Origin of the sequence: Aestuariivita boseongensis (genome assembly GCF_001262635.1) — a bacterium.
In the GTDB taxonomy this organism is placed as follows: domain Bacteria; phylum Pseudomonadota; class Alphaproteobacteria; order Rhodobacterales; family Rhodobacteraceae; genus Aestuariivita; species Aestuariivita boseongensis.
This window is the reverse complement of sequence record NZ_JXYH01000064.1, coordinates 1-19,085: the sequence shown is the minus strand read 5'-3', so window position 1 is coordinate 19,085 and position 19,085 is coordinate 1. Positions and strand designations below refer to the sequence as shown.

At 58.9% G+C, this 19,085-nt stretch carries 17 protein-coding genes; 6 read left to right on the top strand and 11 right to left on the bottom strand.

All coding sequences use genetic code 11. The annotated features are described in order from the left end of the window. Nucleotides 1-1,374 precede the first annotated feature (1,374 nt). The 4 genes from TR61_RS20435 to TR61_RS17690 form a co-directional block, all read right to left on the bottom strand. Nucleotides 1,375-1,530, bottom strand: a complete 156-nt coding sequence (locus TR61_RS20435; RefSeq protein ID WP_245626923.1) for a winged helix-turn-helix transcriptional regulator — start codon at nt 1,528-1,530, stop codon at nt 1,375-1,377. Between the two features lie 180 nt (nt 1,531-1,710). Next, nucleotides 1,711-3,579, bottom strand: coding sequence for a TRAP transporter permease (locus TR61_RS17700; RefSeq protein ID WP_050931856.1), 1,869 nt, complete (start codon nt 3,577-3,579; stop codon nt 1,711-1,713). Between the two features lie 21 nt (nt 3,580-3,600). Beyond that, nucleotides 3,601-4,545 carry a TAXI family TRAP transporter solute-binding subunit gene (locus tag TR61_RS17695; protein WP_050931855.1) on the bottom strand — a complete coding sequence of 315 codons (945 nt, stop codon included), beginning with the start codon at nt 4,543-4,545 and terminating at the stop codon, nt 3,601-3,603. 21 nt (nt 4,546-4,566) lie between these two features. Next, on the bottom strand, nt 4,567-5,313 hold the full coding sequence (locus TR61_RS17690) for a maleate cis-trans isomerase family protein (RefSeq protein WP_050931854.1): 747 nt from the start codon (nt 5,311-5,313) through the stop codon (nt 4,567-4,569). Between the two features lie 178 nt (nt 5,314-5,491). Here TR61_RS17690 and TR61_RS17685 point away from each other — a divergent pair, with 178 nt between their 5' ends. Continuing rightward, nucleotides 5,492-6,349, top strand: a complete 858-nt coding sequence (locus TR61_RS17685) for an isocitrate lyase/PEP mutase family protein (protein ID WP_050931853.1) — start codon at nt 5,492-5,494, stop codon at nt 6,347-6,349. A 27-nt stretch (nt 6,350-6,376) separates the two neighbouring features. On the opposite strand, the gene TR61_RS17680 is transcribed toward TR61_RS17685, so the two are convergent. After that, nucleotides 6,377-7,117, bottom strand: a complete 741-nt coding sequence (locus TR61_RS17680; protein WP_050931852.1) for a GntR family transcriptional regulator — start codon at nt 7,115-7,117, stop codon at nt 6,377-6,379. A 3-nt stretch (nt 7,118-7,120) separates the two neighbouring features. Next, nucleotides 7,121-8,320 (bottom strand): FAD-dependent oxidoreductase, encoded by a 1,200-nt coding sequence (locus TR61_RS17675; protein WP_050931851.1) that lies wholly within the window; start codon nt 8,318-8,320, stop codon nt 7,121-7,123. 113 nt (nt 8,321-8,433) lie between these two features. Between TR61_RS17675 and TR61_RS17670 the strand changes: the two genes are divergently transcribed. Then, nucleotides 8,434-9,237 (top strand): SDR family NAD(P)-dependent oxidoreductase, encoded by an 804-nt coding sequence (locus TR61_RS17670; protein WP_050931850.1) that lies wholly within the window; start codon nt 8,434-8,436, stop codon nt 9,235-9,237. 88 nt (nt 9,238-9,325) lie between these two features. Here the strand turns inward: TR61_RS17670 and TR61_RS17665 are convergent, their stop codons facing one another. Together TR61_RS17665 and TR61_RS17660 are read right to left on the bottom strand one after the other, a co-directional pair. Beyond that, complete coding sequence (locus TR61_RS17665) at nt 9,326-10,618, bottom strand: leucine-rich repeat domain-containing protein (protein ID WP_157440966.1); 1,293 nt, start codon at nt 10,616-10,618, stop codon at nt 9,326-9,328. Nucleotides 10,619-10,767: 149 nt separating this feature from the next. Next, complete coding sequence (locus tag TR61_RS17660; RefSeq protein WP_050931848.1) at nt 10,768-11,409, bottom strand: isochorismatase family protein; 642 nt, start codon at nt 11,407-11,409, stop codon at nt 10,768-10,770. A gap of 115 nt (nt 11,410-11,524) precedes the next feature. On the opposite strand from TR61_RS17660, the gene TR61_RS17655 reads away from it, so the two are divergent. Then, nucleotides 11,525-11,761 carry a helix-turn-helix transcriptional regulator gene (locus TR61_RS17655; protein ID WP_050931847.1) on the top strand — a complete coding sequence of 79 codons (237 nt, stop codon included), beginning with the start codon at nt 11,525-11,527 and terminating at the stop codon, nt 11,759-11,761. 21 nt (nt 11,762-11,782) lie between these two features. Here TR61_RS17655 and TR61_RS17650 read toward each other — a convergent pair whose 3' ends face one another. Then, entirely contained in the window at nt 11,783-12,850 is a 1,068-nt protein-coding gene (locus tag TR61_RS17650; RefSeq protein WP_050931858.1) for a hypothetical protein, read from the bottom strand. Nucleotides 12,851-13,076: 226 nt separating this feature from the next. On the opposite strand from TR61_RS17650, the gene TR61_RS17645 reads away from it, so the two are divergent. Beyond that, nucleotides 13,077-13,973: a recombinase family protein gene (locus TR61_RS17645; protein WP_050931846.1), complete on the top strand. Its 897-nt coding sequence runs from the start codon at nt 13,077-13,079 to the stop codon at nt 13,971-13,973. A gap of 89 nt (nt 13,974-14,062) precedes the next feature. Here the strand turns inward: TR61_RS17645 and TR61_RS17640 are convergent, their stop codons facing one another. Next, a complete protein-coding gene (locus TR61_RS17640; RefSeq protein WP_082182024.1) occupies nt 14,063-15,337 on the bottom strand; it encodes a replication initiation protein in 1,275 nt (424 codons plus the stop codon). A 593-nt stretch (nt 15,338-15,930) separates the two neighbouring features. Between TR61_RS17640 and TR61_RS17635 the strand changes: the two genes are divergently transcribed. Beyond that, nucleotides 15,931-17,340, top strand: coding sequence for an AAA family ATPase (locus TR61_RS17635; protein ID WP_050931844.1), 1,410 nt, complete (start codon nt 15,931-15,933; stop codon nt 17,338-17,340). Beyond that, nucleotides 17,318-18,391: a ParB/RepB/Spo0J family partition protein gene (locus TR61_RS17630; protein ID WP_050931843.1), complete on the top strand. Its 1,074-nt coding sequence runs from the start codon at nt 17,318-17,320 to the stop codon at nt 18,389-18,391. Before TR61_RS17635 ends, TR61_RS17630 begins: the two co-directional genes overlap by 23 nt. 499 nt (nt 18,392-18,890) lie before the next feature. On the opposite strand, the gene TR61_RS20290 is transcribed toward TR61_RS17630, so the two are convergent. Further along, nucleotides 18,891-19,085 (bottom strand): hypothetical protein (locus tag TR61_RS20290; RefSeq protein ID WP_216595434.1); only part of this gene is annotated, 195 nt, incomplete at its 5' end.

Below are 19,085 nucleotides of genomic sequence, written 5' to 3'. Positions count from 1 at the left end.
GATCGGCGCCTGGTTGGCCGGCGCTGCGCGACTAAGGGTAACGGAGGAATTTAGAAACAACTCTCCAAAAGTGGTGTTTCCGCGCACTGGATAAGATGCCTCGGGCGATTGCGGAGCCGTCCAAGTTACAGAACAAGAACCCCGAACGGTTGTGCTCTGATTGTTGCCTAAGTTACCGGGCGCGCTCAAAGTCGCGGTACACGTCGATGGGGAGAAGTAAAGCCCGTCAGAAAAGGCGCTGCCATCAAATGTTTGCGGAATAACCACCACATCTTGCGTGAAGTTGCACTGCCCCGAGCCAGTTCTGGTTACCCTATACGACAAGCTAAAATCGATCGTTATTGAAGTCGGAAATCCATCCAGTCCCCCATTCGAGGAATACTCACGATCCGATGGGCTCGGCACCAAAAATCCATTGGTATACGTGCAATTTGCAAACGCGCCATTTGCCAGCGCCAACCAGAGAATGGCCGAAAACGCCAGAGTGTAAACACGATGTCGGCTCCGGAAAATGTCCGCAAGACTATTCAACTGCATTCTACACGTACCCATTTTGTTTCGTGAGGCCTGTCACTCGCAGCCTGGAGATCCATGCGGAGTGGGGTGAGCCTCTGTTCTGCTCGTATATAAGAAACTCCATATTGGAGTTCTCTCAAAAACAAAAGCACACTCGCCATCACGAAATGCTCTTCTTTGTTCACCATGCCTACCGGACCACAGAGGAAATAGTTGGGCCATAGCATGGCGCAATCGAGGGAACTCATCCTTGGAAAGCACGGCTTTTTGACGGGGTGTTGCGTCTGCTGTTGCGCCCCATGAAAAGCATCTGGCGGGGTCGAATCCGGCCTCAGCGCAACTCACCAGGGTAAGTCATTGCGATGGACGAAGACGCTCTCGCTCATGACACGCCTGACATCACCACAGGACGCGCCTCTTCAATCGGTCCTTCGATACTTCGTAGGCACGCAGGCGGCTTCCTGGACATGCCGACTTCCCGTCTCACGGCCGGTATAGGTACACAATCTTGGGGATTTGTGCACGAGGTCGATGATCCGGATGCCCGAGACACGTTCGACATAACCCTGTCCATCCTGAGAATGTCTTCCGCACGCGCCTGTCAGCGTAATACTCCATGTTGATGCAGTTGGGACGCGGTTCCGGTCTCGGTACCGTGAATGCCCGATAACGCAAGCTCCAGGGCGTTCGGATCCGGCACGCATGGTTCATTCAGGGACCTCGCCGCGCGGCGCTTCAATCTCCGCCTTCAGAGCTTCATAAATCCAGCCGCCAGCCGCGCCTTTGTGTCGATCCCACTAGACGTCAGCACACAGGCATAGCGCAGCTTGTTGTCCGCCGCGCGCAAGTTGCGCACGTTCACCTGGCCTTTTCCACCAACGCCCGTGGCACGTAATTCACTGCGCCCGGGCTCAGACCCAGTTCGCTGGACATCTCGCGCTGTGACAGTTCCGGCTCCTGTTCAAGACGGCGCAGCAGGCGAAATCTCGTGTCGTCGCCGAGGGCCTTGCTCAAACCTGCAGACGCACCGCGACTGGCCTGAGCCGCTAGGTCCCTTGCACAAATAGTGACGGCTTTGTTCATGGGTGAACGCCTGCAAGGGCGGCAGTCATGTTGAGAGTGACGTTTTCGTTAAACACTTGGATGCAGGAGATTTATTGCCCAAATCCGCACAAAGATCGAGCGCCCCCTGTCCTACGCGACCCGGCGCAGGCCCGTCATCCAGAACAGGCCAATCAGCGCCAGACCGGCGGCGTTCAGCCACAGCCCCCAGGCAATGGCATCCCAGGGACAGAGGATTGCGAGACCACACACCGCCAGAAGCACGCGTTCGGGGAAACCCAGGTCGCGGATGAAGAAGCCAACAATGGCGGCGGTGACGACATAGACACCGATCAGGGCTTTGACGGCCGTCAAGACGATCACTGCCACCGATCCGTCAAAGATCAGCGCAGGCGATACCGCGAACAGAAACGGGATCAAATAAGCGGGCCAGGCGATGCGCACGGCCTCGACACCCGTGGCCATGGGCGGGGCTTTGGCCATGTTGGCCGCAACAAAGGCCGCAATGGCAACGGGTGGCGTCAGCATCGACAGCATCCCGAAATAGAGCACGAACAGATGTGCCGCCATCGGTTGAAGCCCCAGCTCCACCAGCGGCGGCGCGGCCAACGAGGCCAACAGAAGATACACGCCCACCGTTGGCAGGCCCATCCCCATCACAATGCACACCACCGCCGTCACGATCAGCAAAAGCAGCAGGCTCGACTGCCCCAGCTGCACCAGGAAGAAGCCCAGCCCGAAGGACAGGCCCGAACGCGCCACCAGCCCGATGATCATTCCGGCGATCGCACAGATCAGGATGATCTCGACTGCTGCACGCCCGGCAGACACCATTACGCCAATCATCACGCCAGGCGTCACCGTGCGCCCGTCATAGGTCATAACCAGCGACAGGACCAAGAGCACCACGATGGAAATCAACGCCGCCGTCTCAGGCCGCAGGTTGAAGCTGAACAAACCCACCAGCAACACGATGAATGGCACGAAGATGAACCAGCCTTTGGCGATGACATTGCGCATCGGCGGGATCTGCGCTTCCTCGACGCGCGCGATGTTCAGCCGCCCGGCCTCCAGATCGGCAAACATGAACAGGCTGAAGTAATACAAGATCGACGGGATCAGCGCCGCCAGCATCACGTCGACATAGGAGGCTTGCAAGTTCTCGGCCAAAAGAAACGCCGCCGCCCCCATGATGGGCGGCATCAACTGGCCGCCGGTTGATGCCGCGGCTTCGATCGCGCCGGCTGTTTTGGCTTTATAGCCGCCGTTTTTCATCATCGGGATGGTGATCGCCCCGGTAGAGGCCACATTGGACACCGCACTGCCCGAGACGGACCCGAAGAACGCCGACCCAAGGATCGCGATTTTCCCCGCCCCGCCCCGTTTGCGCCCCGCCAGCGCCAGGGACAGATCCGAGAAGAACGCAGAGCCCCCAGTAGCCAAAAGCAGCTGCGACAGGATCAGGAAGGGCACGACCACGGCGACAGCAATCGACAGCGCCGCGCCAGCCAGCGACGCAGAATCCAGCATCAGGAACGTCAGAAGACGATCTGGTGCGATGGAGCGGCTTTGCAACGGCCCGGAGAAGTTGCTGGAGAACAGCGCGTAAAGGCACACCATTCCCAGAATGACGATCAGGGCCCAGCCCATGGATCGCCGGATCGCGTCAATCAGTAGAACGAAGCCGATGGAGGAGACGATCAGCGCCTCGGTCGGATGGTAGAATACATTTTCCGACAGTGTCGGAAAGCGCACCGCCAACCAGCTGCCAAAGGCAAGCGAGGAAAGGGCCTCGGCCACCGCAAGAACGCGCGGGCCGGACCTGCTTGTCAAAAAGGCAAGCGCCATGGCCAGGGCCAGGGCAACGATCAACACCTGCTCGGAGTAGACACGCCAGCCAATCCAGAGCGGTGCTCCGGAAGACCAGAACACCGCCACCAGAGTGATCAGCGCAGCGAGGGTACCCAACAAGAGCCCCTCGCTGCGTGAGATGTTGCTCATCGCCTCGACCTCAACGTCTGCTTAGTCTTGCCAGACGCCCATCTCTTTATAGAACTTGATTGCACCGGGGTGGTACGTCACGCCCACATCCTTACCCATGTTTTCCTTTGCAAAACCATTCCAGAAGGGGCCGCCGGCCAGCAGGTCGGCTTCCTTGTCCCAAATCGCTTTGGTCGCGTTATAAACCATCTCTTCCGAGACATCGGCATTGGCAAAAAGCACATAGTCGAACACGTTGACAGTGGTCGGCGCGTCCATTCCGGGCACCGCACCTGCTGGCAGTTCCTGCAGATAGGTTTGCGGCAACCACTCGCGCATCCGTTCCAGCGCTTCGGGCGAATCTTCGAAGGACAGATAACGAATACCAAAGCTCGCATCGAATTCACGGCTTTGCGCAGCACCCACCACAACGATGGTCACGTCCGTCGACCCTTCGCCAAAGCTGGACCACATGCGCGGGAAGTTCGGAACGGCCACGCCTTCAGCATCATCCAAAGTCATTCCCGCATTCGCAAAATAGCCTTTGGACACGTAATCGCCCAAAGCGCCATCCGCAAAGACAGGCACACGTTTGCCCTTCAAGTCCGCGACCGACTGAATATCGCTATCCTTGCGCACAACATAGGCGTTCCGGAACGGCATCAGGGTGGCAACCATTTGCAGATTGGGGTTCGGGCGGCCTTCGGACATGCCGGTGCCAGTCACCGCATAGGTCGTCTGCACGATATTGGCGATGCCGAATTCGATCTCCCCGGCATTAACCAGCGGAATGTAATCCGCGGTGTTGGCCAGTTCTTGCGGACGCATCTGCATCACGCCGGTTTCCGAAATCGCCGCGGCCAGGCTGCGCCCGATCTGGCTGGTGCCGCCCCGCGCCGTGGACCCCAGCGCCGCGATATCGGCAGCAACCATCGTGGCGCTCAGGCCAAAGGCTGTTGCCAGCCCCATCATCCATGTCTTGTTCATGTCTCGTCTCCCTGTTTGTTATCAGTGGTGTTCGAAAAGCGGCCCGTGGCCCGTGAACTGGTCATTGATCCCCATCGCGCGCAGCGCATGCCAATAGGTGGCCGCGTTGATCGCGATAAAAGGCTTACCATATTCTTTCTCAAGCTCGACGCAGAGCCCGCACATCGACAGATTGGTACCCACCTGCACGAAGGCATCCACATCATCGCCGTCCATTTCAGCCACATGGCGGCGCAGTTCGTCTTCCTGCACCTGGGCGATGGCCACCGGGCTGGGACATTTGAGGCCACGGAAGCGGACTACATCGAACCCGCAATCCTGGAAGAACAGGGTGACATTCTTATCCGACACCGGGAAATAGGGAGAGATCACGGCGATCCGCTTCGCCTTGTGCAGGTTCAAAGCCGCCTCGCAGGCGAACGATCCCGCCGAAACGCGCAGCCCGCAATGATCCGACAGTTCTTTCATCCGCTTTTCCGACGGTGCGCGGCCATCCCAGAACATCAGCGCCGACATGCCCATGATCAGGTAATCGGGTTCTGCCGTAACGCAGCGGTCCACCGCATCATAGAGTGTGGCGCCGATGGCATCGACCAGCGCGACGAAATCCTCGTCATTGCTGACCTTCATGTTGGGAACAAAGATACGGCCAAAGTGATTGGTGACGCCCGGAACGCGGAAGTCATCCATGTCCGGCTGCACGATCGTGTTCGTCGAGGGGGCCACCACCGCATATTTGCAGCGCCACCCCCGTGCATCTTTCGGCATAAGCCACCCTCCCCGGCGCTTACTTTTAGGAAATTAAATATCTCGAATCCCCATCCGTCAAGAATTTGTCTGGACAAATTCTTGACCGCTTGCCGCTTTGCCCTCTATTCAGGCGTCACATCAGATGCACTGCGGGCGGGGCCAAAACGGACAATCCCCGCCTCAAGGGGGGTACAAAATGGCCAATCCGAAGCTGAAACAGATGATCGCGGCAGGGGAATTCATTACCGCCCCCGGCGTCTTTGACATGATCTCGACCCTCGTGGCCGACCGCATGGGCTTTCCGGCGTTGTACGTCACGGGCTATGGCGTGTCAGCCTCGCATCTGGGCCTGCCCGATGCGGGCATCATGACCTATACCGATATGGAAACCCGCGTGCGCCGGATCGCCGAAGGAGCGACCACACCGGTGATCGCGGATGCCGATACAGGTTATGGCGGGCTTTTGAACGTGCGCCACACCGTGCGCGGGTATGAGGCCGCGGGCGTCAGCGCGATCCAGATCGAAGATCAGGAATACCCCAAGAAATGCGGCCACACCCCGGGCCGCCGCGTGGTGCCGCTGGAAGACATGGTCAGCAAGATCAAGGTGGCGGTGGACAGCCGGTCCTCGTCGGATTTCCTGATCATTGCGCGCACCGACAGCCGGACCAGCCTCGGCATCGACGAGGCGCTGCGCCGGGGCGAAGCCTTTGCCGAAGCCGGAGCCGACGTGGTATTCATCGAAGCTCCCGAAACGGTGGAAGAAATGCAGATGATCAATGACCGCATCGGCGCTCCGACACTGGCCAATATGGTGTCAGGCGGCAAGACACCCATCCTGTCATCTGCCAAGCTGCACGAGATCGGCTTTTCTATCGCTATCCACCCCGCGCTTGGGTTCCTGGCTGTGGGCCAGGCCCTCAAAGCCGCCTATGGCGAATTGCTGGAAACCGGCGACGTTGCCAATGCTCAACTGGATAACTTTGGCGAATTCAGCAAGCTGATGGGCTTTGAAGACGTCTGGGAATTCGACAGGAAATGGGCGGAGGTCTGACGCCCCATAAAGCAGGCGCCGGCTTTATCATCTAGGTGGTTGCCCCAAACCAATGCGGGTTCGGTGAATGTAGCGATCCCCACCCAGATGCCAGTTGAAGGAGGCAATCAACGTACCCGATTGGCTGGAATATCGCCGTAGAATGCACAAGCACGGCGCGCCGCTGACCAGCCCCAGCGCCTGGGCCACCTGAGGTGGCGCGGGCATGGCCTGGGTTTCCTGTTCCACATCACGGATAGGTTCGCCCGCCGCTTCGGCCAGCCCGGCATAAATCGGGCCAGGCCCGCGTGCAAGATCGGGCGCAATCGCCGCGAATCGCTGCGGCACAAAGCTTTCCACCAGCGCCAGCGGATCACCATCGGGCATGCGCCGCACGCCCCGGATACTAAGCCACGGATCGCCTGCATTGCCGCCAATGCGATTGGCCAGATCAGGGTCCAGCAAGGTGTTTTTTGTACCCAGAACCTCAAGATTCGTCTCTTCAGCGAATTGGGTCAGATCGGACATCGACCGGTACTTCTGAACAAAAACGCCAGATGGCGTGTCGCGCAACACCCGGCTGCCCGCACCCTGCACGCGTGACACCATGCCCGCGGCCTGCAACCGCCGCAGCGCCTCGCGCACGGTGAACCGGCTGACGTCAAAGCGTTTGCACAGGCTGGCCTCGCTAGGCAGCAGATCACCCACCGGAAAGATGCCGGCGGCGATCTCATCCCGCAGGACCTCGAAAATCTCGGCGTAAAGCGGGGTTTTGACCTCGTCGCCCACGGGTCAGGCGACCTCGTCCAGATCGCGCAGAGATTGGATCATCGAGGATTTCATCACATAGGCCCGATGTTTCACCGGATCGGCCACAGTCGCGCGCAGCTCATCATGGAAGGCACGGCGTTTTGCCGGGTCGGTCTCGTTCAGAAGCGCGCGATTGCGCAGAGCCTGGGCCTGGACTGTCTCAATCGCCACCTTCCGGCGTTGGCGTTCATAGCGGCCCATCAGGGTGGGATCCGCGCCGCGCCAGACCTGCGCCAGCTTTTCAGACAGATTGACCGCGTCATGGATACCGCCATTCATGCCCATCCCACCTAGCGGGTTGTTCAGATGTGCGGCATCGCCAGCCAGGAAGATCCGGCCATGAACATAGGCCTCCGCAACGCGTTCATGCACGCGATAGGCTGTTTTATGGGCGATTTCATAAGGTTCTCCGGGCAGAAGCGATTGCATCCGCTCTTCGATCCGCGCGGGGTCAAGGATTTCCTCGTCGCTCAGGTTCGGATCGGTTGGGAACAGAACCCGCCACAGGGTCGGCGTGCGCAGCAGCACCAGCCATTCGTCGGGGTCAGAGATATAGCTGATATCGGCCAACCCCTCGATCGCCTGATCATAGCGGAAGGGCGTGGACAGCGAGAGGAATATCTCAGGGATTGTCAGACCAGGAAAGGCGACACCGGTGGATTTTCGCACAGTGGACCGCGCGCCGTCAGCGCCGATCAGATAGGCGGCACGGAATGTCTCCACCTCTCCGTTCTCGCGGCGGGCCTTGACCGTAACGCTGTCAGAGTCCTGGCTGACCTCTTCCACGGTAATATCCGTGATCAGCCTGGCGTCGGGTTCCGCCTCCAGCCGCGCGCGGGCGGCTTCGGTCAGTTTCCACTGTTCTGCCTGCAGGCGATAGGGGTGGTCTGTCACATCCGCTAGAAGGCCCAGATCGAAGGTGGCAATCTCTCCTTCCTTGCGATCGCGGAACTGCCAGAGCGGGCATTTGATCCCCCGTGCGATTAGCCCGTCGGCCAGACCAAGCCTGTCCAGAAAATCCAAAGTCGGTGGATGGAAGGTGGAGGCACGCAGATCAACCGCCAGATCGGCCGAGGCTTCCAGCACCGTGACCGGAATCCCCTCTTCCAAAAGCGAAACGGCCGCGACCAGCCCCACCGGCCCCGCGCCTGCAATCAAGACTCGTTTCTCAATCCCCTGCATCCCACTCTCCTTGTCTGCTGCAACGGTAAGAGCGCGACCCTTGCCGTCAAGCAAAATTTGTCTGGACAAATCTTGAAAGCAGGACAGTCTTAGGTCAAGGGAGGACTGTAGATATGGCACATCCATCACTTGAAGGTCGCGTCGTTCTGATCACCGGTGGGTCGCGAGGATTGGGGCGCGAGATGGCACTGGCCCTGGCCCAGGCCGGGTGCCACGTGGCCATCACCGGCAGTACGGCGTCAGATGCGCTGTATCAGACCCAAGCCAATCTTGGACCACCGGCGCTGGCCCTTGTGGCGGATGTCACCGATGCACGCGCCTGCGCCAAGGCCGTCGAGGACACGGTGCAGGCCTTTGGCCGCATCGACGTGCTGATCAATAATGCAGGTCTGGGCATGCGCGCGATATCCGAGACCTTCAATACAGTGCCCACCAAGTTCTGGGAGGCGGATGCCAGCGCGTGGACCAGGATCATCGACACGAATGTGAACGGCCCCTTCCTGATGGCGCAGGCGGTGGTGCCGCAGATGCTGGCGCAGGGGTTCGGCAAGATCATCAATATCTCGACCTCTGACATCACGATGATCCGCAACGGCTATTCCCCCTACGGGCCAACCAAGGCGTTTCTTGAGGCCGCCAGCCGCGTCTGGGCCGCCGATCTGGCTGGAACCGGCGTGGATGTGAATGTGCTTCTGCCGGGCGGAGCCACGGATACCGATCTGCTGCCCCCCTCCCCCAACAAGAAAGGCGCGGACGGGAATCTTTTGTCGCCGGATATCATGCGGGCCCCTACCCTTTGGCTGTGCTCGGATGCGTCAAACGGGATCACGGGCGCGCGGTACATCGCGCGGCTTTGGGACGACGCGAACCCCGATGCCGTGCGAAGCGATACCCGGGAGAAACCGCGCATCATGTAATCCTCGTCCGGGCCCCGGATATGATCCGGGGCCTCGTGCCCGGCAAGAGGTCCCGGCGCAAGGCCGGGACGGCACTGTCATCCAGGCATCAACAGCCACCGGGCCGCCAGTTCGCGACATAACCAAACGCGTCGTTCGGATCCCCGATCTGGTCCAGCGCCTCGGACAGCATATCGTCCGTCATCTCGGACAATGTCACCGGGGGCAAGTCGTGATCGCCGCGCCAGAGGTTCAGCAGATGATGCGCGGCCTCGCGACATTCCCTGCCCACGGCCCAATGCAGCGCGGTCAATCCGCGCGCGTCTCGGGCATCATGGGGGCAGCCAGCCTTCATGAAGCGCTGCAACAGCCCAATATCGTTGGCACGGGCCGCCGCTGACATATGCAGGCCCGACATCTCTTCCATGTCGAAATCCCAGAAATCCGGATCCTCATAAGACAACGCAATGCGCACGCCGTGTTGCAACAGAAGCTCCACGATCTCGCGTCGTTTGAAATCTATCGCAAGGGACAGCGCCGTGTCGGCAGTATAAACCCCGTCATAATAGGCCACGTCATTCGCAATCGACAAATCCAGAGAAAGCAGAAAGCGGCAAATCCCGATATGACCATTGCGGATGGCAACATGCAGCGGGCCTTCCCACTGGTCTTCCGATACCATCGCACCGCGCGCAACAGCGGCCTTGAAAGCCTCCAAATCCCCACTGCCTGCAAAGCTCAGGACATCGCTGTCATACCACCGTCCGCCATAAGCACAGGTGCCCCGCGCTTGCGCCTGCACGGGTGTGTTCCACAGCGCCAGATAGGTCAGGTTGGTTTTTTCACCCAGCGATGTCACTTCAGTCACATCCGTGTGGCTAAGATTGATCTTTTGCAACCTGCTCAACTTGGCCAAGGGTGTCACATCGCTGATCCGCGTATTCCACAGATCGAGGGATTCAAGCCGGGTCAACTTTACTAGAGGCGAGAAATCCGTCGCCTGCGTATTCCAAAGGCTCAGAGATTTCAGAGAGGTCAGACCCTCCAGCACCGACAGGTCGATGATCTTGGTGTCGGCCAGGTTCAGATGTTCCAATCCTGTCAGCGCCTCAAGGGGCGTGAAATCCTGGGCCGCCACGCGTTCGATATTCAGGCTTTTCAGGTTAACAAGCGATCGAAGCGGGGAGAGATTGTGCACCTCTGCGCGAAAAAGATCCAGATTTTTCAGATTGGTAAGACGGCTGAGCGGAGAGATATCCGACAGGTTTCTGCTGTAACTCAGATCCAGCTTTTCCAGCTTCGATAGGCCAGAGATCGCCTTTACCGACGCGATGCCCGTGTTTCTCAGCGCAAGTTCCGTCACATCGGTCAGCCGCGCGATTGAAGCGGGCAGCTTCGTCATGTTGTAAGAGGATACACCAGACAAATCGAAACTGAGCGCACCTGCTTTCGCCGCGTCCTGCGCAAGGCGGTCAACGTGCTGAAACTCGGCCTTTGCGCGTTGCCTATCTCGAGAATTCAGAGCGCCGCGGAGCTTCTTCAGAACCACGTTCAACCCTCTCTACAACTCTCCATGTAGGCTATGGCATCTTCGGTCCCGATCAGGTCGGCGTATTTCGCGCTCATATCGAACAGGTTCGCCTCGTGCGGCCCCTCGGCGCGGTCGCCACAGGCCTCATGTGCGATTAGCGTTACGAACCCCGACGAGATGCTGTCGATGCAGGTCGCCCGCACGCAGCCCGATGTTGTCAGCCCGCCAATGATCAGCGTGTCGATTTTGTTGAACATCAGAGTGGCCGTCAGCGAGGTGCCAAAGAAGGCGGATGGATATTGCTTGGTCACCATCAGATCGCCCTTCTTGACCTCCAACCCCTCGGCCAATTTCTGGGTGTCGCGGCCATCATCGAAACACGACAACGCAGGCACCTTGGCGTAAAAGGCGCCCCCGTTACCGCCACCTGGTTGGTATTTCACTTCCGTAAAAATCACCGGTACCCCGGCGGCGCGCGCCGCCTCTGCCAACCGGATTGCATGCGCACGGGCCGAAATGCATCCCTCGCCCCCGTAAAGCGGCGCATCGGGGTCGAAATAGGCATGCGCAAAATCCACCAGCAACAAGGCGGGCTTGGATCCATAGGTCTGCTTGGCGTGATAGCCCGCCTTTTCATAGTTTTTTTCGAGCGTCTCGGTCATCGCACCTTTCCCTTTTCCGTAAAGACTTGGCCGGGATCGGGTCTTTGTCCAGTGGCTTTTGGCTTGTTGAACCCGCACACCGACGCCATGCACGACCCATGTTCAACAGGTCGGGATGAGCAGCTCAGCGTTTTTCGAGCATTTCAAGGCCGTTACCGGCACCTCGCCCCTGCCGTATCAGAAGGAACTGCGCCTGCTGCGCGCGCACGAGGTGCTGCGCGGTACCAACGGCAAGGTCTCGGACATCGCCTTTGCGGTCGGCTACGAGAGCACGGCCCAGTTCTCGCGCGAATACGCCCGCAAGTTCGGCGGGCCGCCCCGGCAAGACCGGACGCTAGGGCCGGCCGAATAGGGACGGTCCAACGGACGCGCCTCAGTTCGCTGCGCGCCACATCCTGTAACGGCCCTGCCCGGTCACCTCACGGATCAGCCCATGCGCTTCCATCCAGGCAAGGTTGCGGTTCACGGCCGCACGGCTGGCGCCGGTCAGAGTCTCGGCCATTGGGGCGGAGACGAATGGCCACTCGGTCAGTACCGTGCGCAATGTCGGGGGCGTCTTACCCGAGAGTGGCGTCATCTCCACCTCTGCCCGCACAGCCCAAGCCTCGATGTCGTCGAGGTGACGCATCGCGGTCAGGCAGGCGGTCTCCATCCCGTCGAGCCAGTAGGCCAGACGGACAGTCGGTAGACCACCAGCCCGCAGCCCCCCTGCCCCGCCCATGGCGAGAGGCGCAAAGACTGCTCCTCTCCCTTCATTGGTAGCAATCCGTGCCGCCGTGACGGCGGCTTCCATCCGGTCGCCGTGTTGCCCAAGGCCCGCCAAGCTCCACAGGTAAAATCCCATTGCAGCGCGGGTTATCGGGTGCAGATCCGTGGCTTGCTCCATGAGATCGAGCCAACTTCCCGCGCGATCCGCGAATGGCTCGGTCTGATGCTCAGTGTTCTCGGGGTCACGGCGATCCAGGAAAGCGGACAGGTCCTGGTCTGGTCTTGGTCCACCCGTCAGCCGCCGCACCGCCCATCCGACACGCGAGAGCGCGGCAGTGTCGTCCTGCACACCGGAAAGACGCATGGAGATCCAGAGCGCCAACCTATCTGGCGCAACCCGGTCGCCGGCGAACCAGCTAAGATAGGCCGCCTCGATCAGGGCAAGCCTGTGGCGCCAACCTTCCGGCCCGCGCCGCAAACGATCATCAAGCGCGCCAAGCCGACCTGCGACGCGCGCGAGGCGCGCAGCATGGCCCGCCTCGGCCTTTCGCCAGTCATCGAGGATTGCGGTCTCACGGGGTCCCGCACGTGGTCCGGGCGGCAGATCGTCGGGCTCCTTTTCGATCGGACCGGGCAGGAACCACAGATCGTCTTCGGAACTCTCCTCGGCCTCTTCCACACTGAGCAGAGGATTGTCAAAATCATCATGGAAAGCCGATGCTTGAGACTTCATATGCGCAAAATACATGCATTTTGCGCGTTACCCAAGAATTTTATCAGTCTGCCTCTGTATTCCCTATATCGCACGCGCGCACGACGGCCTAGGAGATCTCTCTGATCGCGCTCAACGCAAGCAAACCAGGGGATTGTGCGCCAGCTCTGCGAGAGAACACCTTCTTGCATTCGTTTACAAACGGTCGTTTATTAGTGATATATGAAATTGCAAACGGCTGATTTTCATGCCCTTCATAGGCTATGCGCGTGTCTCCACCGAAGATCAGACCCCCCTGCCCCAGTCTGAGGCCCTGCGAACTGCGGGATGCGTCGAAATCCATGAAGAGCACGCCTCAGGCGGCAATCGTGCGCGGCCGGTGCTTGCCCGCGTGCTGGAGCGCATTTGCAAGGGCGACACCCTGGTGGTCGTTCGGATCGACCGGCTTGCGCGGTCTCTGTCGCACCTTCTCGAGGTGATCGAGCGGTTAGAGACAAAGGGTGCCTTCTTCCGCTCGCTCCAGGACCCGATCGACACGTCCTCACCGCAGGGCAAGTTTACGCTGCAGGTTCTGGGCGCCGCCGCCGAGTTCGAGCGCGCTCTGATCCGCGAACGGACCAAGGCAGGGCTTGCCTCTGCGCGCGCCAAGGGACGTGTCGGCGGCAACCCTGGCCTCCGTGCAAAAGATCCAACAGCGCTTCGCAAGGTCAGGCTGGCGCGACAGGACGGCTACATGGAGCGCCTGAACGAGACAGCGCAGGATTGGGTGCCCCATGTGCGCCGCCTGCGCCCCGATATGGCTTGGGAAGACGTCCTGCGGATCATCAATGGCCCCCTGCCCCACGACCGCCACTGGACCCAAAGCCGTTTGCTCCGCGCTGTGAAAGCCTACGTCCGAGACGGGTTTCTGCCCGCCGAAGTGCTGGATCGTGCTGGACGCCGGGATGCTGACGACCGCCTGCCCGCGATCGTCGCGGCCATTAAAGGCGCTGATCCGGATATCACGCTGCAGGCGATTTGCGACCGGTTGGAATCCATGCGTGAGCGGACTCCACGGGGACGTACAAACTGGCAGCCGTCCTCTGTCAGGATGCTGTTGGAACGGGCGGAACGACTCGGGCTGCTGGTCAGGCAAATGGATTGACTGCGCACAACTGATCTTCGACCAACAATCCGCCGTGCGTGTCCTCAGTGGTTAGCCAGCTTTAAGACGTGACGCTTAAAACTTCACCGCTACGCTCCGGCCACATCGTCGAAGGCACCAGGCACAAGATCTTCCCAGAATGCGACCATAGCGCCCATACATATGGCTGACCGCCACCCCAGACGAGCAAACTCAGCACGCAAAGTCTCGTCTGTCAGACCGGCTAAAAACAGCCGTTTGTCCGCATCTCTTTGCGTGGGTGTCCGCTGATCGACCAGTTCCATGATGCGCGCCATAGTTGCGGCCCGCGCGGCCCGTTCGCGACTTAGCTCATCCTCGCGCCGCTGGTCAGCCTGCTGTTGAGCCTTTATCGCATCCGCACGGAGTTGCGCCGCTGCGACCGCCTCGGCCGACGGCTCAGCCGGTGTGATGTCCTTGTAATCATCCCTCAACGCCGCCGTCAGATAGCTCACCGGGCTTTCCACCCCGTCGCGACCTTTCAGATAGGCCACCTTTTCGGCCACATAATCTTCCCCATGCTCCGATATCCACTGCCGTGCCAGCCGGTCGCTCACTCCCAGATTGATGAGAGAGGCATAAACCGGGCCCTGCCGCACCCCCTCGCCGTCGTCGATGTCCAACATCGCCAGCTGCGGGTTTTCCTTGATCAGGAAGCGGATCTCGCTCACCTGCCGGCCCATCTTACGCAGCTCCGGCGTGATAAGAATATTCGACGTCTTGTTCACTTCCGCTACAGCCGGCTTAATCACCTTCGCGTTCAAATGTTTAAAACTTTCGTAGTAGGCGCTTCCGTCCACCCCCATCAGTCGCCGGAACAGCTCGATCGGCCACCATCCAGTCGAACCAGTACGCACAAAGCGATAGCAATTCTCATAAAGCGCCAGGGCATGGCCAGACGTGAATCGCCGCTGAATGTTCAGGTTGATCAGAGCAAAAACCTTGGGGTCATGCAGCTTTTCGGCCAGCGCGGGGGAATAGGCATATTCGCACACACCCCCCGACAGCTTGGCGTAAGACAAAAGCGCTGATACCCCCCATTCCTGCCGCCCGTTTTCATCCAGCATGTCCCATTCTGCCGTCGTCTCAGCGAGCGAGCGCAAGGATTGCTTCAGCGTTTCCATATCGTTGGAGTTGTACCCCACCATCATGCAAAGAGTTCGCGCGTCAATCTGGTGTTTGGTTCGGCTAACCAGCGTATCATAAGCGTTCAACAGCAGAACATTGGACAGCTTGCGCTGCAATAGCGTCAGCTTGCCCGATACATGGATCGCGGCCACGTTCTTTTTAACCGACTGTCTTCGCAGCGCCCCGGTCAGCTTGTCATGCGGGATCTCATCATCCATACGCGTCTTGTCCTGCTCGTCCGTCGCAACCGGCATCTTGCTCGTGCGCTTTGGCGACCACGGGATTATGCATCGAAAGGTGCCTACGCTCAATCTTTCTTTAGGCACCCGTTTGCGGGATGATCCAATCCTGTATATGGGTCCCTTTGTTGCATGAGGGCGCCGGTCAGCGTTGCATAGACCGGACGATGCGCGGAAAACACCCATAAATAGAGTCTGTTTCGGCCCATCCCGCATCCAGGTCCCTGCGTCCCTGCGAATCGGAACCCGCCATCCCGTAACTGGGTACCTAATGTCCTGAGAATCGGTGCCCTTCGACCTGTAATCTGGTACCAATTTCGGCTTAATATACTGGTATTAAACGATTTTATGATCGCAAAGATTCTAAAAGACATGAAACATTAACAATCTTTATGGTGTGTTTTTTTCCTCAATAATATAAAAATCAGGCTAATCTGATGCTGTCTCCCAGTTCCAACGCCGCGCTTCAGACCATACATCCGCCTCTTCTTAGAGATTCACAACTCAACCAAGATGTGCGATGATTTGCGTGATAACCTACAAAAAACACGACCTGAGCGAGGTGCACGCATATGGACAAAAAGTCCTCCCCTCCCCTGCCCCCTTATTTCAACCTGGATCCGGCAGAGGCCGCAGCGAAACTGCATGACCCGGTCGACACCGCCCGATTCGCCAAGGCCGCTGCCTTTGCTGCGCGCGGACGCGAAGATCTGGCCAAGCGCGGATATGCGCCCGACGGACGCAAGAAGTTGCGCAAGTTTTCTACCTGGGAAATCTGCCGTTACCTTATTCCAGTGGCCCCGGCTCATCTGCGCCGTGTGCTGAATAAGAACCCAGGCCTGCCGCAGGGTGAAGGCCAGGGTAGCGCTAAGCGCTTTAGCTTGGAAGAGATCCTGATCATGCGTGATCACTTCGCTGAAGAAGGGGTCAGTACGAAGGAATACCGCCCCTACCGGCCGGAAGGTCTCGACGCCAAGGTGGTCGCAGTAGCGAATTTTAAAGGCGGCGTCGGCAAAACCTCGACTGCTGCGCATCTAGCAATGTCAGCCGCTTTGGATGGCTACAAGGTGCTGGTGGTCGATCTGGATAGCCAGGGTTCGATGACCTCGATCATGGGCGGACAAGTGCAGGATGAATGGCAGACAGTCTTTCCGCTGCTGGCCAAGGATTATGCCACACAGGTTGTGGCTGAAAACCGGGTGAGGGAGGCGGCTGGAGATCCCCAGATCCCGCTGGATGAAACGTTGACAGAGGCGATGCAGGTTTCGCTGCGAAACGTGGTCCAGAAGACGCATTGGCCGAATATCGACCTGATCGGGGCTCAGTTGAACCTGTACTGGGCCGAATTTCAGATCCCCGTTTGGCGCATGGCCTTGCGCAATTGGGCGCTGTGGGACGCGCTGACAGGGGCGTTGGAAGATGGCGGCGCGCTTGATGAATATGACATCATCCTTCTCGATACGCCCCCTGCCCTGGGCTATCTGACGATCAACGCTCTCGCCGCTGCGGATATCATTCTGGTGCCATTGGGCGCTTCGTTTCTGGAATTCGACTCCACAGGTCGCTTCTTTGACATGCTCTACTCGACATTCGCCAGTATTGAGGACGGGGAAAACGCGGCCCGCAGGCGAAACGGTTTACCTGAGATGAAGTTCGAATGGGACGTCGTGCGTGCCATCATCACCCGATTTGACGCAAGCCAACAGACCGATCTGGCCAATGTCATCCAGGCCTATTTCGGCGATATGACAAACGCCTATCGCCAGGAATATACCGCCATGGTTGGGCAGGCGGGCGAGACGGTCAGCGGGATCTACGAGGCCGATTACCGGGATTTCAACCGCGAAACATACACCCGCGGGCGTGAAACATTTGACCGCACCTATGCGGAATTCAAAGAGATCCTTTTGGGTGCCTGGTGGCGAGACGAGCAGGAGCAAAAAGCAAAGGAGGCAGAGCATGGCGAAGCGCAGACAGCTTGAGATTCCTTCCCCCGAGACGCTGAAAGAGCTTGAGGACGGTTTCGCACGCGAAACCCCCCGTGCCGGAACGCGGGCTCCGATTGCTGATGTGGCCGCAGATGCTGCGTCGCGCGCTGATCCCCTGCCCCAGCATCTGCGCGAGGAGAACGCGCGCGACCGTGCGGATGCCAAAGCCATGCGCGAGGCGCGGGAAAAAGGTTTGGTTCTGACCGAACTGGCTGTTGCGGATATCGAGGCCGATGCTTTGACACGCGATCGCATGGCGATTGATGCGGAAGAGATGGCGGAGCTGAAGCAGTCGATCATGAAGAGCGGGATGCGAATGCCCATTGAGGTTTTCGCTCTGGAGGAACCGGGTAGATATGGCCTGATTTCCGGTTATCGCCGACTGACTGCGATGCGGGAGCTGGACCGTGAGACTGTCGGGCCGAAATACGCTACGATTTCCGCGTTTGTGCGAAGCCCTGAAACCTTGGCTGATGCCGTTGTCTCGATGATTGAGGAGAACGAAGTGCGTGCGCAGCTCAGCCAGTATGAGCGCGGTCGTGCTGCTGCGGTGGCTGTGCATCTGGAGGTGTTTAAGACGTTAGACGATGCAGTGAATACGATGTTTGCGACTGCGTCTAAGGCGAAGCGCTCCAAGATCCGATCTTTTGCGTTGGTGCATGAGGAGCTGGGCGACATGCTGCGGTTTGGAAGGGAGCTGAACGAACGTCAGATTTTGCGGATCGCTACTGGCCTGCGCAGTGGCAACACTGAGGCAATGCGTCGAGCGCTAGAGCGACACCAAGCTTCGGATCCGGCTAGTGAATGGGCTGTGTTAGAGCCTCATATAACCCAGGCTGAGCTCGTGGCGCCTGATCCGACCCGTGGCGGTCGGCCGAAAAAAGTCATCGAGCGTGGTCCTCAGATTCTGCTTTCAAACGGCATTCAGATAGAGCGCGTTACATCGGGTGACGGCTTTGCCATTCGGCTTCGTGGAGAAGGGCTGGATGAGAGTGCCGTCGATTACTGCATTGAGCAGATAAAGGGTATTCTGGAGGACCGCTGAAGGTAGGTTTCGCATGCGAAACCCTAAGCGCAAGGGCACTTTCGTCAACGAAGCGTAGTCCCACTTTGCCGTTTGCTCGGTTTTTGGGAAGCAGCTTGTTCGATCTGGGTTCAGAAAGTTGGGGCGCTTGAGGCCGATTATTTTCACGCGCTAATGAAAGCCTCTTGTCTGCGGTGAGTTCGAGATCGTTCCAAGTCTGATTGTGTTTATCTTCTTTAGGAGCAGGTTAGCGGAGACCTTATGCCTTAGTGTCAGCGTGCAGCTCCTAGAAGCGCTTGCAAGCGTCCGTGCCGAGCGCACTTTGAACACCAGAATTGCTGTCTGCTCTGACTCGCATGCCGGTTGGAACGGCGGATAGAGTCTGACTAGTGCAAAGTGTTCCGAACAACGTATCTAAAAGCCGTTTTAGACTCTAGACTTGTACCTGGCTGGGACCGTCGCGAAGCGGATCAACGGCGCGGTGTTTGGTTTCGCAACGAAACTTGCAATGGCAATCCGATCATCTCAGGGTCATCGAGCTGATAGGGGTGTTATCATCGACTTTGCGAAAAAGCCGGTTTGTCCGAATGGGATGCAGGGTTTGGTTCCAGGTGGTAAGGGCAGGATGAGCACAGACAATCTCTGAAATGCTATTTAGACCCTGTTCCTTCGCTCCGGTTAAAGACTGCATATTAGCGGTGGCGTATTGAGGAGG